Origin of the sequence: Streptomyces sp. NPDC005374 (assembly GCF_042872225.1) — a bacterium.
GTDB lineage: Bacteria > Actinomycetota > Actinomycetes > Streptomycetales > Streptomycetaceae > Streptomyces.
The window spans coordinates 79971-96417 of the sequence record NZ_JBIAKA010000005.1 but is presented as its reverse complement, the minus strand read 5'-3'; the positions used below and the strand labels follow the sequence as shown (position 1 = coordinate 96417).

13 protein-coding genes are annotated in these 16447 nt (G+C 71.7%); 7 read left to right on the top strand and 6 right to left on the bottom strand.

All coding sequences use genetic code 11. The features are described from left to right. Positions 1–137: 137 nt before the first annotated feature. Together ACFYRX_RS14160 and ACFYRX_RS14155 are read right to left on the bottom strand one after the other, a co-directional pair. Positions 138–764, bottom strand: coding sequence for a hypothetical protein (locus tag ACFYRX_RS14160; RefSeq protein ID WP_389099264.1), 627 nt, complete (start codon positions 762–764; stop codon positions 138–140). Between the two features lie 262 nt (positions 765–1026). Beyond that, a complete protein-coding gene (locus ACFYRX_RS14155; RefSeq protein WP_389099262.1) occupies positions 1027–2640 on the bottom strand; it encodes an alpha/beta hydrolase in 1614 nt (537 codons plus the stop codon). A 286-nt stretch (positions 2641–2926) separates the two neighbouring features. Here ACFYRX_RS14155 and ACFYRX_RS14150 point away from each other — a divergent pair, with 286 nt between their 5' ends. The 4 genes from ACFYRX_RS14150 to ACFYRX_RS14135 all read left to right on the top strand — a co-directional run bounded on the left by ACFYRX_RS14150 (position 2927) and on the right by ACFYRX_RS14135 (position 8069). Beyond that, positions 2927–5131: an MMPL family transporter gene (locus ACFYRX_RS14150; protein ID WP_389099260.1), complete on the top strand. Its 2205-nt coding sequence runs from the start codon at positions 2927–2929 to the stop codon at positions 5129–5131. Positions 5132–5232: 101 nt separating this feature from the next. Next, a complete protein-coding gene (locus tag ACFYRX_RS14145; RefSeq protein ID WP_389099258.1) occupies positions 5233–6483 on the top strand; it encodes a sensor histidine kinase in 1251 nt (416 codons plus the stop codon). A gap of 141 nt (positions 6484–6624) precedes the next feature. After that, entirely contained in the window at positions 6625–7419 is a 795-nt protein-coding gene (locus ACFYRX_RS14140) for an inositol monophosphatase family protein (protein WP_389099256.1), read from the top strand. Between the two features lie 119 nt (positions 7420–7538). Next, positions 7539–8069 (top strand): TerD family protein, encoded by a 531-nt coding sequence (locus tag ACFYRX_RS14135; RefSeq protein ID WP_389099255.1) that lies wholly within the window; start codon positions 7539–7541, stop codon positions 8067–8069. Positions 8070–8105: 36 nt separating this feature from the next. Here the strand turns inward: ACFYRX_RS14135 and ACFYRX_RS14130 are convergent, their stop codons facing one another. After that, positions 8106–9461, bottom strand: a complete 1356-nt coding sequence (locus ACFYRX_RS14130) for a hypothetical protein (protein WP_389099253.1) — start codon at positions 9459–9461, stop codon at positions 8106–8108. A gap of 254 nt (positions 9462–9715) precedes the next feature. On the opposite strand from ACFYRX_RS14130, the gene ACFYRX_RS14125 reads away from it, so the two are divergent. Beyond that, positions 9716–9937 carry a hypothetical protein gene (locus ACFYRX_RS14125; RefSeq protein ID WP_389099251.1) on the top strand — a complete coding sequence of 74 codons (222 nt, stop codon included), beginning with the start codon at positions 9716–9718 and terminating at the stop codon, positions 9935–9937. A 477-nt stretch (positions 9938–10414) separates the two neighbouring features. Continuing rightward, on the top strand, positions 10415–11656 hold the full coding sequence (locus ACFYRX_RS14120) for an acyltransferase family protein (RefSeq protein WP_389099249.1): 1242 nt from the start codon (positions 10415–10417) through the stop codon (positions 11654–11656). 35 nt (positions 11657–11691) lie between these two features. On the opposite strand, the gene ACFYRX_RS14115 is transcribed toward ACFYRX_RS14120, so the two are convergent. Further along, on the bottom strand, positions 11692–11967 hold the full coding sequence (locus tag ACFYRX_RS14115) for a hypothetical protein (protein ID WP_389099247.1): 276 nt from the start codon (positions 11965–11967) through the stop codon (positions 11692–11694). 174 nt (positions 11968–12141) lie between these two features. Here ACFYRX_RS14115 and ACFYRX_RS14110 point away from each other — a divergent pair, with 174 nt between their 5' ends. Continuing rightward, on the top strand, positions 12142–12576 hold the full coding sequence (locus ACFYRX_RS14110; protein ID WP_389099245.1) for an NUDIX domain-containing protein: 435 nt from the start codon (positions 12142–12144) through the stop codon (positions 12574–12576). Positions 12577–12637: 61 nt separating this feature from the next. Here ACFYRX_RS14110 and ACFYRX_RS14105 read toward each other — a convergent pair whose 3' ends face one another. Beyond that, a complete protein-coding gene (locus ACFYRX_RS14105; RefSeq protein ID WP_389099243.1) occupies positions 12638–13732 on the bottom strand; it encodes a DUF3533 domain-containing protein in 1095 nt (364 codons plus the stop codon). Positions 13733–13876: 144 nt separating this feature from the next. Then, positions 13877–16357, bottom strand: a complete 2481-nt coding sequence (locus ACFYRX_RS14100; protein ID WP_389099241.1) for a SpoIIE family protein phosphatase — start codon at positions 16355–16357, stop codon at positions 13877–13879. Between the last annotated feature and the right edge of the window lie 90 nt (positions 16358–16447).

Genomic DNA, 16447 nt, shown 5'->3' with positions numbered 1-16447 from the left:
CGGGTTTCCGACGGCGCGCGGCACCAGGTCACCGTCGACGGCACCCCGACCAGGACCGTCGGAAGGGGTGCCCCTCCTCGAGGGGCACCCCTTCGGCGTATGAGCTGTCACACCGCTGCTCGTTGCGAGCCAACGGATCACACAAGCGCACCGTCGGTGATCTGAGTGGCTATGCCGTTCTTGAGGACGACCTGGGCCTCGACGCCCTTCTTGGCGGCCTTCTCCAGGTCGGCCTCCTCGCACGGGGCGTCCACCTTCGAGCCCTCGACGCCGCAGATCTGGCCCCCGCCCAGGATCACGGTGTCCTCGGCGGTGAAGAACTGCTGCTGCTCACCGCCGGAGCCCTTGGCCGCGGGACCGTCGACCTCGTACTTGCCGGGAGCCACGTACCGCACGATGCCGTACCAGGTGCCGCTGACGCCCTTGCCCTTGTTGAGGCCCTCCACGACGGTCTCGCCGGAGCCGGACGTGCTGCCGGAGCCGCCGGTCGTGCCGCTGCTGCCGGACGTGCCGCTGGAACCGGACGTGCCGGAGCCGCCGGACGTGCCGCTGCCGCCTGACGTGCCCCCGGAACCCGAGGGGGAGGGGGTCGCGGAGGTGTCGCTGCCCCCCGTGGCGCCGGACGTGCTCGACGCCGAGGGCGTGGCGGAGGTGCTGGACGAGCCGTCGGCGGTGTCGTCGCCCGGGTTGCACGCCGTCATCAGCAGGGTGGTGCCCAGGAGTGCGGCGGAGACGAGGAATGCCTTGCGACGGTTGCGGATCATGGGTCAATTCCCCTGCGTGTTCGAGGTGTTGGGGGCTGAAGCTTGGCGGGTTCCTCAGCGCGTTCTTGATCACTATGAGGGGCCCAGGACCCGAACGGTTGCCCCGTCCTTGATCCAGGACGACACCGTCACAGTCCCGTGACATGAACAGCTAAAGGTGACGGAACCGAGGTTGCCGCTCCTCGGGCACGCAACCCCCACCCCCAACGCCGAAAGGCCCAGGCCACTCCCGTGACCTGGGCCTTCCCCGAAGCCGGACCGCCTAGTGCAGCGAACCGATGCGGTCGACCCGCTCGTTGACGCCGTTGCGCAGCTCGCTCAGCGTCGTCCCCGGCGGAGCCACCGTCGGCTCGGAGGACGGCGGCTGGGTCTCGTCCGCGCAACTCGCGCCGCGGGCCGGGACCTTCAGGTCCACCAGGTAGTCCGTGATCGCGACCGACGCGCAGGCGCTGCGGCCGAAGGCGGTGTGCCCCTCGGCCTTGAAGGTGAGCAGACGACCGTTGTCGAGCTCACGGGAGAGGGCCACCGCGTCCTGGTACGGGGTGTCCGGGTCACCGGTGTTGCCGATGACGAGGATCGGCGCGGAGCCCTTCGCGCGGAACGAGCCGGAGTAGCGGCTGGTGTGCTCGCCCTTCCACTGGACGCACGCGGTGGCGTGCTGGTGGTCGTAGGTCGGCGGGCCGTACGCCATGGCCGGGCCCAGCAGCGGGGCCAGCTTGGCGTTGGTCGTGACCTGGCGCTTCAGCAGCGCCGGGTCGGTCGGGTACTTCTTGTCGACGCACTCGACGACGACGTTCGGGTTGAGGAAGTCGAAGCTGGCCGGGGACGGCGGCCGCAGCAGGAACGACGTGTTGTCGCGCAGCTGCGCCTTGCGCAGGGCCTCGCCGAAGGACGGCCAGATGACCTTGCCCTCGTTGATGTTGAACATCAGCCGGTACACCAGGGTGTAGCCGTTCGCCTGGCCGCCGTTCGCGGTCGGCACCGGGTTGGCGTCCAGGTCGGCCTTCAGCTTCTCGAACGCCCCGCGCGGGTCGCCGTCACCGAAGCCGCAGGTCGCCTGGTCGGCCTTGCACCAGTCGAGGAAGCGGCCCATCGCACCGTCCAGCGCGAGGTACTGCGGCCGGTCGTAGGCGTAGGGGCGGCTGGTGTAGTGCTCCGGGTCGTACGCCCCGTCGAGCGCGAGTGCGCGGACCCGCTTCGGGAACATCGCGGCGTAGACCGTACCGATGTAGGAGCCGAACGACCGGCCGTAGTAGGTCAGTTGCTGCTCGCCGAGGGCCTGCCGCAGCAGGTCGATGTCCCGGGCCACGTACTGGGTGCCGACGTACGGCAGCAGGTCGCCCGCGTTGGTCTGGCAGGCCTGGTCGAAGTCGGCGGCCTGCTTCACGGCCGGCTCGTAGGCGTCCGGGCCGGGGACGCCCTTGGCGGCGGTGACGGCCTTGGTGTAGGTCGGGTCGTCCCAGCACACGACCTGGGAGCTGCGGCCCACCCCGCGCACGTCGTATCCGAAGACGTCGAAGTCGTCGCGCAGGGCGGTCGGCAGGTCGGCGTAGTTGTTGCGCACGAAGTCGACGCCGGAGTTGCCGGGGCCGCCGGGCTGCAGGAACAGCGTGCCCTTGCGCTTGGAGGGGTCGGCCGCGTGCTTGCGGATGACGGCCAGGGTGATGGTCCTGCCCTGCGGTTCCCGGTAGTCCAGGGGCACTTGGGCGTTCGCACACTCGAAGCCGTCCTGGCAGTCGGACCAGGACAGGGTGGGCACGGGCGGCGACTTGGGTGCCGACACGGGCTGTTGAGCGGCCCACACCTGCGGCGCGGTCAGGGCCACGGTGAGGGCGGTCACCGCGGCCGCGGTGAGTCTGAGGCGTCCGGATGTCACAGGTTGTTCCCCCTTGGTCGGATGGTTCACAACGAACTCACAGGTGAAGATGAGTTCGGGGATTCTCCAGTTCCAGGGGAACGGGAACACGCTCGGCGAGCGGCCCGGGGCCGTACTCCCACGGGATCTCCCCCATACCCGTCGGTAGTCCCGCAGGCCTACCGGTGAACGGCCACGTACTGCGTGGCGAGTACCGGGGATTGTCGGCAGGCGCACGACGACATCGGGGCCGTCATCCCGGCAGCCTGGGTGGACCGTTCGGCACCAGATGTGGAGATCCCCTGCCGTGGCTACTTTCCTCTATCGCATGGGCCGCCTGGCCTTCCGGCGCCGCTGGTACGTCGCCCTGGTGTGGGCGGCCGTCCTGGCCGCCGTCGGGCTGGGAGCCCTGAAAGCGCCCGGCGCCGCCGACGAGGGGTTCTCGATGCCGGGCATCGAGTCCCAGAAGGCGTTCGACCTGATGGAACAGCGCTTCCCGGGAGCCACCGCCGACGGAGCCACCGCCCGGGTCGTCTTCGTCGCGCCGACCGGTGAGAAGGTCACCGCGGCCCAGAACAAGAAGGCCGTCGAGAGCGCCGTCGCCGACCTGGCCGACGGCTCGCAGGTCGCGGGTGCCGTCGACCCGTTCCAGGCGAAGGCCGTGAGCAAGGACGGCAGGACGGCGTACGCCACGGTCACCTACAAGGTCGCCGCGAACGACCTCACCGACGCGAGCAGGGCGCAGCTGGAGAGGGCGATCGAGGAGGCCCGGGGGAGCGGGCTGACCGTCGACGCCGGCGGGACCGCGATGGACGACGGCGGCGGCGCGGGCGGTGCGGCCGAGGTGATCGGTGTCGCGATCGCCGCGGTCGTCCTCCTCGTCACCTTCGGCTCACTGGCCGCCGCCGGACTGCCGTTGCTGACCGCGCTCATCGGCGTCGGCGTCAGCATGGCCACGATCCTCGCCCTCTCCGACGCCCTCGGCCTGTCCACCACGACCGGCACTCTGGCGATGATGCTGGGCCTGGCCGTCGGCATCGACTACGCCCTGTTCGTCGTCTCCCGCTACCGGGAGGAACGCGCCAAGGGCACGGCAGCCCAGGAGGCGACCGCCCTCGCGGTCGGTACGGCGGGCTCCGCCGTCGTCTTCGCCGGACTCACCGTCGTCATCGCCCTGGCCGGGCTCGCGGTGGTCGGCATCCCGATGCTCACCAAGATGGGCCTGGCCGCGGCGGGCGCGGTCGTCGTCGGCGTACTGATCGCGCTCACCCTGGTCCCGGCGTTCCTCGGCTTCTGGCCCAACGCGGTACTGCGCCGCAAGGACCGCAAGCGGGCCGGTGCCGGGGAGGAGGCCAAGGACAATGGCGGCACCCGCTGGGCCCGGTTCGTACTGCGCCGCCCGCTGCCCGTGCTGATCCTCGGCGTGGTCGCCCTCGGCGCCCTCGCCCTGCCGATGACCTCCCTCCAGCTGGGCATGCCCGGCGACGAGGCCAAGCCGACCTCCACCACCGAGCGCCGGGCCTACGACGCGCTCGCCGACGGCTTCGGACCGGGCTTCAACGGCCCGCTCACCGTCGTCGTGGACGCCAAGGGCGACGACGACGCCAAGGCGGCCGCGGCGGCGATATCGAAGGACATCGGCGCGACGAAGGGGATCGTGTCCGTCACCCCGGCCCGCTTCAACGAGGCCGGGGACACCGCCGTCTTCTCGGTCGTGCCGTCCACCGCGCCGACCGCCGAGAAGACCAAGGACCTGGTCACGACGATCCGCGGTGAGCGCCCCGGCATCGAGTCCGAGACCGGCGCGACCTACGAGGTCACCGGCACCACCGCGCTCAACATCGACATCTCCGACAAGGTCCAGTCCGCGCTGGTGCCGTACCTGATCGTCGTGGTGGGTCTCGCGATCGTGCTGCTCCTGGTGGTCTTCCGGTCCCTGCTGGTCCCGCTGAAGGCGGCCCTCGGCTTCCTGCTGTCCGTCCTCGCCTCCCTCGGCGCGGTCGTCGTGGTCTTCCAGGAGGGGCACGGCGCCGGACTGCTCGGCGTGGAGACCACCGGGCCGATCATGAGCCTGATGCCGATCTTCCTGGTGGGCATCGTCTTCGGCCTCGCCATGGACTACGAGGTGTTCCTCGTCTCCCGGATGCGCGAGGCCTACGTCCACGGTGAGACGCCCGCCGAGGCGGTGACGTCCGGATTCCGGCACAGCGCCCGGGTGGTGGTGGCCGCCGCGCTGATCATGATCGCGGTGTTCGCCGGGTTCATCGGCGAGAGCGAGTCCATGATCAAGATGATCGGGTTCGGGCTCGCGACCGCCGTCCTGCTCGACGCGTTCGTCGTCCGGATGGCCATCGTGCCGGCGGTGCTCGCCCTGCTCGGTGCCAGGGCCTGGTGGCTGCCTAAGTGGCTGGACCGGATCCTGCCCCGCGTGGACGTGGAGGGCGAGGCGCTGACCCGGGCTACCGCCACCCCCGGACCCGCGCCCGCCGACCAGGAGGCCGTGCGCGTCTGACCCCCGGCCCACCCCCCCCACAGGGGCCGCCCGTGTCGTCGTACGACACGGGCGGCCCCTTCGATCACCATGGGTACCGAGTCCACCCACCGGAGACCACGATGACCACCAGCCCGCAGCGGCGCTACACGGACCGCCTGGAGGAGTTCTCGGACCGCCATCCCTTCCTCGTCGACCTGGCACTGGTCCTGGCGCTGATGGGTTCCGCGACCCTCGGCGCCTCACTCACGCTCCCGGGCGCCGCGCCGCCGGACGACGACAGGATCGCCGTGGTCCTCATGGGCGTGTCCTGCCTCGCCCTGCTCAAGCACCGCACCCACCCCCGCAGCACGGTCGTGGTGAACGCGGTCTGCGCCACGATCGTGATCGCGCAGGGGTATCTCCTCACCCCCCTGCTGCTGGGCCCCGTCATGGCGTCGCTGTACTGGCTGGCCACCCTCACCGAACGGGAGACCATCCGCGCCTATGGCTTTCCGACCATGGTGGTGCTGACGCTCGCGGCGGCCTTCTCCGACTCCATGAACCATGTGGCGCTGATCCTCAGGACGATCGGTCCGGTCTTCTGGCTGCTGCTGCCGCTGGCCGCCGGCACCATGACCCGGCTGCGGCGCGCCTATCTGGAGGCCACCCAGGCCCGCGCCGAGCACGCCGAGCGCACCCGCGAGGAGGAGGCACGACTGCGGGTCACCGAGGAACGCATGCGGATCGCCCGGGAGTTGCACGACGTCGTGGCCCACCACCTGGCCCTCGCCAACGCCCAGGCCGGTACCGCCGAACACCTGGCGCTCGCCAACCCGCAGCAGACGAAACAGATCCTTCACGACCTCACCGGCACCACCTCCTCCGCCCTGCGCGAGCTGAAGGCCACGCTGGGCCTGCTGCGGCAGACCGACGACGACGGCTCCAGCCCGCTGGAACCGGCCCCCGGTCTCGCCCGGCTGCCCGAACTGGTCTCGGCGTGCGCCTCCGCGGGGATCACGGTCACCGTCACCACCGAGGGAGAGCCGCAGCCCCTCTCCCCGGGCGTGGACCTGACGGCCTTCCGGATCGTGCAGGAGGCCCTCACCAACGTCACCAAGCACGCGGCCGGCCAGACCGCGCACGCCCGCTTCGTCTACTCCGGCGCCCGCCTCCTCATCACGGTCACCGACGAGGGCCCGCCCACCGCGGCCACCCCGGGGCCCACCGCGCCCGCGAAGGGGTTCGGCGTCATGGGCATGCGCGAACGCGCCCGCTCCATCGGCGGCGAACTCCGGGCGGGCCCGCGTCCGGAGGGCGGCTTCGAGGTGAGTACGGCGCTGCCCTTGCAGCCGTCGGTGAGCGGGGAGCCGGGCGCGGAGGGGCCGGGGTGAGGGACGCGCAGGTGTCACCCCGGGTTCACCGGGAGGTCACCGCGTGCCGGGTCCCGTGCCCGTCGGGCTGCTTTCCTGAGGGAGTGGACATCCCGGTGCACGCGATCACCGGCGAGGACGTGGAGGGACGGGTGAAGAGCTGTGGCTGACGTGGATCTCGACCGGGCGCTGGAGGTCGCGACGGAGCTCGCGGCATGGGCGTCGGAGGCGATCCGGCGCCCGCGCGACCCGGCTGCCGAGGTGCGGGAGAAGGACGGACCCGCGGACATCGTGACCGCCACCGACGAAGAGGTGGAGACACACGTCCGCGAGGTGCTCGGGCGGGCCTTCCCCGGCCACGGGATCGTCGGCGAGGAGTACGGCACCACGGAGGGCTCCGCCGACGCCCCGCACTGGGTGATCGACCCGGTCGACGGCACCACCAACTACGCCCACGGCCTCGGCTGGTGCTCCTTCTCGCTGGGCCTGGCCGCCCCCGACGGCACCCCGCTGCTCGGTGTGGTGGCGGACCCGTGGCGCGGCGAGACATTCACCGCGGTGCAGGGCGGGGGCGCGTATCTGAACGGCACCCGCACCCACGCGGCCGGCCACACCACCCTCACCGGCCATGTCTTCCTCACCGAGTGGGCGGCCCACGCCCACTGGCCCGGCATGGACGCCCTCCTCGCCGAACTGGCCGACCGGCACTGCACGGTCCGCGTGATGGGCTCCACCGCGCTCTCCCTGGCCCAGGTCGCGGCGGGCCGGGCGACCGCGGCCGCGATCGGCGGGTTCCACGCGGTCGACGGACTCCCGGCCCTGCTGATCGCGCGGGAGGCGGGGGCGGTGGCGCTGCCCGAACTCCCGGACCACAACCAGCCGTTGCTGCTCGTGGCACCGGGCGCCGCCGAGGAGGCGGCCGACCTCTGGCACCGCTCGGGCGCGGCGGCCGGCTGACGCCCGCCTGGCCGGGATCTGACCAGGAGATAACCACCGGTGAGGTATCAACAGGCTGCTCAGAGCACATACTTCAGCAAGCGGGAGGATCCCGGGGCGCTGTGACGGGGAGCGGCTTGATGCATGCCGATGGTGCGGGTCTTGGCAAGGTCCAGGTGCGGCTGAAGTGGGATCCGAGTCCCTACGGGGAACCGGCCCGGCATCTCGACATCGTCGCCGCGACCTACGCGGCGGGCGACCCGTACGGGCGGCCCCAGTACGTCGTGCACACCGAGAGCCGCTCGCCGGACGGCACCATCACCATGACCCGGCACAGCGAGACCGGCCTCGGCCTCGGGTTCGTCGAGGTGATGGAGCTGGAGTTCGAGCGCCTGTCCTCGGCGTACGGACGGGTGGTGGTCGGCGTCGCCATCCATCAGAACGGCGGCCCCCGCACCTTCGGCGACCTCACGCACGCCGCGGTGCTCGTCGTCGAGGGCTACCGCCGACTGATGGCCGACGACTTCGCGGGCGTCCCCGAGGCCACGGCCGCGACGATCGCGGAGTTCGTCCGGGACGCGTCCGGCGCGTGGCACCTCAGGGAACTGATCCGGGGCTTCGACAGCACCCCGACGGGGTTCATGGCGGAGATGGGCGGCGAGCGGGAGTGAGGGGGCCGGCCGCGCGGACCCGCCCCCTCACCGGGGTCATGACGGGTTGACGACCACCTGGGCCGAGTTGTTCCTGACCTTCGGGTCGAAGGCGAAGGACGCGCTGCCGTCGTAGGGACGCACGACGACCCGGCCCGTGGCGTCGGGGACGACCTCGTCGACGCGGAGCTGGAACGGGAAGCGGACCTTCAGGTCGGGCCTGTTCCAGGTCGGCAGGGTGCAGACGTAGTGCGGGATCGCCGGGGCGTCCGCGGACGACGAGCCGGTGCGGCAGGTGCTGGGCACCGAGGTGGCGGTGGTGCCCGGCGGCAGGTAGTAGTCGATCGCGGGCACCGGGTCACCGGAGGTGACATCGGCGACCCAGGCCGGCCCGCGGTTGACGAAGCGGAAACCGGCGGTGACGGTGTCGCCCACCGCACCGCTCACCTTGGTGCCGTGCACCGCGAAGTCGGCGGTGTTGGCGGCGTCGATGTGCCAGGCCCGGCCGTTGTCCGAGGTGTCGAGGTCGGCGACGTCGCCGCCGGGCTCCACCTCGTAGTCGAACCGCTCGTACAGCGCGTGGCCGGTGACGCCGAGCCGCAGCGGCTCGGGCAGCTCCACGGTGGCGCCGGGCGCGACGTCGGTGTCGAAGGAGCAGGTCACGTACGTCATGGCCGGGTACTGGGCGTCGGTGACGTCCGGGCCGGTGTAGGTGCACTGCGGGTAACGGGTGGCGACGTCGAGGCCGTACGTCGCCCACAGCTTCACGGTGAAGCCGTGGGCCGTCTCGTTGCCGGTGTTGGTGACGGAGAACGGCACGGTGAGATCGGTGCCGGGCGCGACGCCGCTGACGTCCGGGGTGGCGGCGATACCGAGGTCCGGACCCGAGCCGACAGTGACGAAGGTCTCAGCGGAGTATTCCGGGGCGGTGAGCGTGCCGTCGGGGCCGCCGGTGGCCGTGGCGGAGTACTCGATCGCGCCCTGCGCACCCGCGACGGCGCCGGCCGCGGCCCGCAGCCTCAGCTGCACCTGCGGGCTGTAGCGGACCGGCACGTCACCGGTGTCGCACACGGCGACGGTACCGGCGGCGTCCGGCGTGCAGGTGTCGGGCCAGGCGACCTCGGCGACGCCCGCGAGCCCGGAGATGTCGACGGTCAGCCGCCCGTCGGTCACGGCGTAGTCGCTGTTGTAGTGCTGGAGCCCGAGCGCCATCGACCGGTACTGCGCCGCACCGCCGCCGTCGGGCGCCATGACGACTGCCTGCTCATACGGTGCCTGGATCTCGAGTTGATCGCTGGGAGCCGTGTCGTCGGCGAACGCGACCCCGCCACCGAGCCCGGCGACGACCAGCGCCCCCACGGCTGCGGCACATGCCCCGCGGCGCACCACACGCCGGACGGAGACAGAACTCATTGCATCCCCCACATGGGACAGAAGGAGCCCGGCACGGTGATCCGGTACCGGGCGGGGGTTGGACGAGGCACCCCGGCGGAAAGTTGTAGGTGAGGGGCCTGTGCGGGCTGGTTCTTACCGACTTCTTGATCGGTGGGGGGAGGTCCGCCCGGCCCGGAACGGACCGATGTCACGCCGCCGTGACCAAATGGTGTCCGTACCCGGTCCTGGACAGGCGGCGCGGGCGGGGCGGTCGTAGGAGCATACTGAGAACGATGACAAAGCCTGCTGCACAGAAGCGTCATTTGGCCACCAGTCCCTTCAAGGCACCGGTCGCACCCGCCCCCAAGCACTTCGAGGTGGGCGACCAGGTCACGCACGACATGTACGGTCTCGGCCGGGTAATCGGCGTCGAGGACGGAATCGCTGTGCTCGTGGATTTCGGCTCGTCGCAGATGCGGATCCCGAGTCCGTACTCGAAGATGACCAAGCTGTAGGAGAAAGGAACACCTCTCATCGATCTGACCTCGATGTTCTCCGCCCCGGAAGGGCAAATCCGCTGCTCCCCCGCAGCGCTGCCGCCTCCGACGACGAACCCCTTCCAGGCCCCGGACTTCGGGGAGGACGAGAACGGGACCTACCCGTTCGAGGACGAACAGGGGAGCGCCGCCCCAGGCATGCCCGCGACGCGGTCCGAAGCGGCCTGACGCCCACCGTCGGACGCCTGTACGGACGAAGGGCCGCACCCGGCCGGGTGCGGCCCTCGCCATGACCTGAACCGGCCGTCGACAGCGCCACCGTGAACACTCCGGGCGCACCGACAGGCCCACCCCCCTCTCTCTCCCCCTGTGTGCGGGCTGTGGATCTCCCCTGATCCGCCACAGCGGATGCCCAGAAACGCATGCGAGCGTGATTTCCGGACAGGCGCACCGGGATTACTCGATTCAGCGGGCAGGTGAGAAGAGATCTCTTTCATGGCGAAGGCACCGGACTCGACGGCCTTGGCGGACACCGCGGACACCGAGCGGGAAAGAGCGGACCCGGCGGTCGGCGTCCGCAGAGCCGCAGCCCCGGTCGCACCACGTGCGAGCCGGGGTTTTCCGTCCGCGGTGGCCCGCAGCGGGCGGGTCGGCGGTCTGGACGGACTGCGCACGCTCGCCGTCGCGCTGGTCATCGTCCACCATGTGGAGCCCGAGGTCCTGCCGGGCGGCGCGGTCGCCGTGGACGTCTTCTTCACCATCAGCGGCTTCGTCATCACCCGCCTGCTGCTCGCCGAGTACGTCCGCCGCGGCGGCATCTCCCTCCTGTCCTTCTACCGGCGCCGCTGGCTGCGGCTCGTCCCCGCGCTGCTGGCCCTGTGCGCGGTCTGCGCGGTGCTGTCCATGACGACCTCGCTGTGGGGCTTCGACGGCTCCCTGCAAGCCGCGGGCCTGTCGGCGACGTTCCTCACCAATGTCGTACGGGCCATGGAGTCGGGGCCCTACTCCGACCTCACCAGCCCGCTCGCGCACACCTGGTCACTGGGCGTGGAGGAGCAGTTCTACTTCCTGTGGCCACTCGCCCTGCTCTTCCTCCTGCGACGGTTCCGGGCCCGTACGGTCCTCCTGTGCACGGCGGCCCTGTGCGTACTGCCGCTGCTGTGGCGCTGCGTCCTGTGGAACCCCGAGGCGGCCCACCGCATCTACAACGGCACCGACACCCGCGCCGACCAGCTGCTGGCCGGCGCCCTGGTCGCCGTGGCACTGGCACGACTGAAGGCCGACGACCCCCGCCTCGAGCTCCTGCGCACCTGGGCGGGCCGGCTCGCGTGGCCGGCGCTCGCCCTGCTGGGGCTCGTGGCCTGGCAGGTCCCGGTGACGGAGGACCTCGGCATCTGGACGGCCGCCTGGTACACCATCGGCTTCCTGGCGGTGGCGGCCCTGTCCGCGACCCTGGTCACGGCACTCGAACTGCGCCCCGACGACCGCCTCTCCCGGCTGCTGGCCCTGACCCCGCTCGCCTGGGTGGGCCGCAACCTGAGCTACGGCATCTACCTGTGGCACTACCCGGTCGTACGCCTGCTCGCCTCCCTCGGCATGAAGGAGGGCCGCCTGGCGGCCACCGTCGTCCTCACCCTGCTGATGGCACTTCTCTCCTACTACGCCATCGAGAAACCGTTCCTGCGAAGGGCCCACATGGCGAGGACACCGCGGCCGGTGCTCGCGGCGGCGACGTAGGGCCGGGGGCACGTACCCGTGCGGGTGCCGTCGGGTCACAGGCCCCGGAGCGCCTCGTAGAGGTCGCCGTACACGCTCCAGCAGAGGAAGCTGCCGTCGTCGTTCAGGCTGCCCATGTACCAGTCGTCGTCGTTGACGGCCTTCACCAGGCACAGGCCGCTGAACCCCAGGACGTACTCGGCGTGGAGCCGTTCGTCCTGGGCCGGCCAGCTCGACACGACGCGATCGATGTCGAGCGGAACGGCGTTGTGGTCGCCGGAGACCTCACGGATCTCCTCCAGGGTCCACCCCGCCGGCAGTCGGCTGGTCACCAGGACTCGGCCTCCGAGAACAGCGTGATCACCTCTGCGAAGAACCAGACGCAGAACACCAGGCACGCGAGCCACAGCCCCCACAGGACCCAGCGGACCTCTCGTCGTATGCGCATGCGCGGATTATCCCCCGGAGGGTCTCCACGGCGGACCGGGCGCACTATCGTCACGCGCATGAAGGTCCGTCACAACGTTCGCGCGGTCCTGGTGGACGGCGGTCAACTGGTGTTCCTGCGCCGGAGATGGCCGGGCGGCTCGCCGTACTGCACGACGGTCGGCGGAGGTGTCGAGCCCTACGACGCCGACCTCGCGGCGGCACTGCGGCGCGAGGTCATGGAAGAGATCGGTGCCACGATCGGCGCTGCCACCGAGTTCCTGACCCTGACCGAGCCGGGCGAAAGGGTCACTGTCGTGGCGCACTACTTCCGCGCCGAGATACTGGACGTGGATCCGAACCGTCGAGGCGGCCCCGAGCTGGACAACCCCGAGACGGGCGACTTCTTCCCGGTGCGGGTCGCGCGCGAGATGTCTGCCGTGGTCGCCCTCGACCTTCAGCCACCCCTGCTGGCCGACTACCTGCGCGAGCACCCCACGACGTGGAGTGCCTGAAGGGCAGCCGACGGGCTCACCACGGCACCCCGCACGACCGCGCGAGGTGCCGTGACGCCGGTCAGCCGGCCGCCGGAGCCCCGTCGCCGACCCGGTGCTCCCGCCACCAGGAGGCCCCCCAGGCCAACACCGCCCCGCCCACCGCGTACGCCCCCAGCACCCACAGTGCCGATGCCGTCGCGTGGCCAGAGAAGTAGACGGTGTTGCGGACCAGGGTCGTGCCCGCGCCCGGGGGCAGGGCCTGGCCGATCGCGCTCCAGAAGGCGGGGAGCAGGGGGGCCGGGTAGACGCCGCCCGAACTCGGGTTGCCCAGGACCACGAAGAGGAGGACGACCAGGCCGGTGCCGAGCAGGCCCAGCAGGGTCTGCAGGGCGAGTGCCGTTGCCGCCGAGGCCATGACGGCCAGGGCGCCGATCGCGCTCAGTGCCCAGAAGTGGCCGCCCAGCGCGTCGAAGACCGGGCCCACGATGATCGCGCCCGCGATGCCCGAGACGATGGAGTAGAGGACCAGGACCGCCAGGCGGATCAGGGTGCGGTGGCGGCTCGCCGGCCTGGAGCCCGCCGCCATGCCCATGATCGTCGCGGTCAGGTAACCGCCGATCACCCAGCCGAGGACCAGGTAGAAGGACGTCATGCCGCGGCCGTCACCGGAGTTGGGGGAGCGGATGTCCGTCACCGTGATCTGGCGCTTCTGCGAGGCCTCGATCTTCTGGGCGATCTGGGTGGCCGTCTGGGAGACCGACGGGCCGCCCGCCGAGGCGACCAGGAGGGTGTCCTTGGTGCCGGCGGCGTCGAAGAGGAAGGCCGCGTCGGTCCGTCGGGTCAGGACCCAGTCGCGGGCAACTGCCGTACTGGAGGCCGCGATCGCCTTCACCGGGTCGCCGTCCAGCGCGTTCAGCTTCGCGACGATCTTCGCGGACGCCTGCTGCGGGGCCACCACCGCCACCGGGATCCGGTGCGGGGTGGGGGAGTGGAAGGCGCCCACGTACGACACGACGAAAGCCAGTTGGACCAGGAGGCCGCCGAGGACGAGAGCGAAGGCCCGGAACGTCACGGCGTCCTTGAACTCCGCTGCGAAACCAGGCGACTTGGGGGCCGGCGGAGTCGGAGGTCCGTCGGGAGCGGAGGCGGAGGCGGGGGTGGGGGGTGCGTTCACGGCCGCATCGTCGCACAGGTGGATGAACTGGACCTTCCGTTTGACGTGCCGTTGTCGTCCCGTTGCCGGCCTGTTGTCGTCCCGCGCCGCCCAGGGCTCATCCGACGGATCAGCGCGGCGCCCGTCAGCATCGTCAGCAGAGCTCTACTCGCTCGGCAGCCCCAGCTCCGCCCAGATCGTCTTCCCCGTGGCCGTCTGCCGGCTCCCCCATCTCTCCGCCATCTGGGCGACCAGCAGCAGCCCCCGCCCGCCCTCGTCGTACACCCTGGCCCGCCGCAGATGCGGAGCCGTACTGCTGCCGTCGGAGACCTCGCAGATCAGCGTCGAGTCACGGATCAGCCGGAGGACGACCGGGTCGGTGCCGTAGCGGATCGCGTTCGTGACCAGTTCGCTGACGATCAGTTCCGTCGCGAAGGAGGTCTCCCCCAGGCCCCACGCGGTCACCTGTTCGCTCGCCGACTTGCGGGCCCGGGCCACCGCGGCCGGGTCGCGCGGCAGCTGCCAGGTGCGGACGCTCGCCTGGTCCAGGGCGGACGTGCGGGCCAGCATCAGCACGATGTCGTCGGCCGGGCGGACCGGCAGGACCGTACGCAGTACGTCGTCGCAGGTCTCCTCCAGCGGGCCCGCCTTGTCGGCCAGCGCCCCGCGCAGCAGTTCAAGGCCGACCTCGATGTCGCGGTCGGCCGCCTCGACCAGGCCGTCGGTGTACAGGGCGAGCAGGCTGCCCTCCTCCAGTTCCACCTCGACGGACTCGAACGGCAGGCCGCCGAGACCCAGGGGCGGGCCGGACGGCAGGTCCAGGAAGCGGACGTCGCCGTCCGGGGTGACGACGGCGGGCGGCGGGTGGCCGGCGCGGGCCATCGTGCAACGCCGGGACACCGGGTCGTAGACGGCGTACACGCAGGTGGCACCCACCTCGCCGGGCGTCACGGCCTCCGGCACCCGCCCGTGCGCCTCGGGCGCCCCCTCATCCTCGCCGGCCGCCCGTTCCCGCGCCTCCGGCCCCTCCTCACGGTCGAGCCGGACGACGAGGTCGTCGAGCTGGGTGAGGAGCTCGTCGGGGGCGAGATCCACGTCCGCCAGGGTCCGTACGGCTGTCCGCAGGCGGCCCATCGTCGCCGAGGCGTGGATGCCGTGGCCCACCACGTCGCCCACCACCAGGGCGACCCGGGCGCCGGACAGCGGGATCACGTCGAACCAGTCCCCGCCCACGTCCGCGCCCGCGCCCGCCGGGAGATAGCGGTACGCCACCTCCATCGCCGCGAGGTCCGGCGGTCGGTCGGGCAGGAGGCTGCGCTGGAGGGTGAGCGCGGTGCGGCGCTCGTGGGTGTAGCGGCGGGCGTTGTCCACGCTGACCGCAGCCCTCGCGACGATCTCCTCCGCGAGCAGCAGGTCGTCCTCGCTGAACGGCTCCGGCGTACGGTGCCGCAGGAAGTGCACCAGGCCCAGGGTGACGCCACGGGCCCGCAGCGGCACCATCATCACCGAGTGCATCCGGTACCTGGAGACGGACTCGGCGCGGGCCCGGGACGACTCGGTCCACGTCCGCAGCCCGGGATCCCCGGGCTGCGGCAGGGTGCCGCGTCCGGCGATCAGGGCCCGCATCGGGGGCGTGTCCACCGGGTAGAGCGTCGTCCCGCCGGAGGGGACCACCGACTCCGGGCAGCCGTCGAGGACCGACCGCTGGGCCGTACGGCGTACGGTGACCGGCCGGCTCGGCAGCACCGGTTCCGGTTCGTCGCCGAGGGCCACCGACTCCAGCAGGTCCACGGTGACGAAGTCCGCGAAGCCCGTCACGGCCACGTCGGCCAGTTCCTCGGCGGTCCGGGTCACGTCGAGGGTGCTGCCGATGCGGAGGCTGGCGTCGTTGAGGACGGCGAGGCGACGGCGGGCCCAGTACTGCTCCGTGGTGTCGAAGACGGCCGCCGACATGCCCTGGACCGTGCCGCTCCCGTCCTTCAGCGGGGACAGGAACATCGACCAGGCGTGCCCGCGCACCTCACCGGGGGCCTGCCCGTGGTTCTCGTGGAACACCGGCTCGCCCGTGCGCAGGACCTGCCGCTGGAGGCGGTCGTACTCGTCGAAGGGCGGGTTCGGCTCGATCTCCCACAGGGTCAGGCCGCGCATCTCGGCCAGGGTCCGGCCCATCACCCGGCCCATCACCTCGTTGGCGGCCACCAGCCGGGCCTCACGGTCGTAGACCGCCACCGGCACGGGGAGCTGCGCGAGCGTGAGGTCCCACAGGGCCTCGGCGGCCGGTTCGGCGGGCCCGGTCATGTGTTCCGGGGCGGCCGGGGTCACCAGCCACGGCCGCGCGCCGTCGCCGTCCGCGAGGGGTGTCCCCTTCAGCCGGACGACGACCCGCTCGCCGTTGCGGTGCCGCAGCGCCACCTCGCTGGCCCACCGCCGTCCGTCGGCCACATGGCGCTTCGCGGACTCGGACAGCCCGGAGGCGAGCAGCTCGGCCACCGGATGCCCTACGACCTCGGCGGCCTCGTACCCGAGCAGCTGCCGCGCCCCCGCGCTCCACACCGTGACCGTCCCGCCGGCGTCGACGACGACGGCCAGGTCCTCGGGTACGCCCCCTGCCACGGTGCCTCCGGATGTACCGCCCCTGGTGTCCATGCTCCCAGCGTCCCGCCGCGCAGCTCCTCGCTCAAGCGATGACAGGAGGAACACGGCGGCCCTGCCGTGAGGTGCCGCAGTCTTGCACGG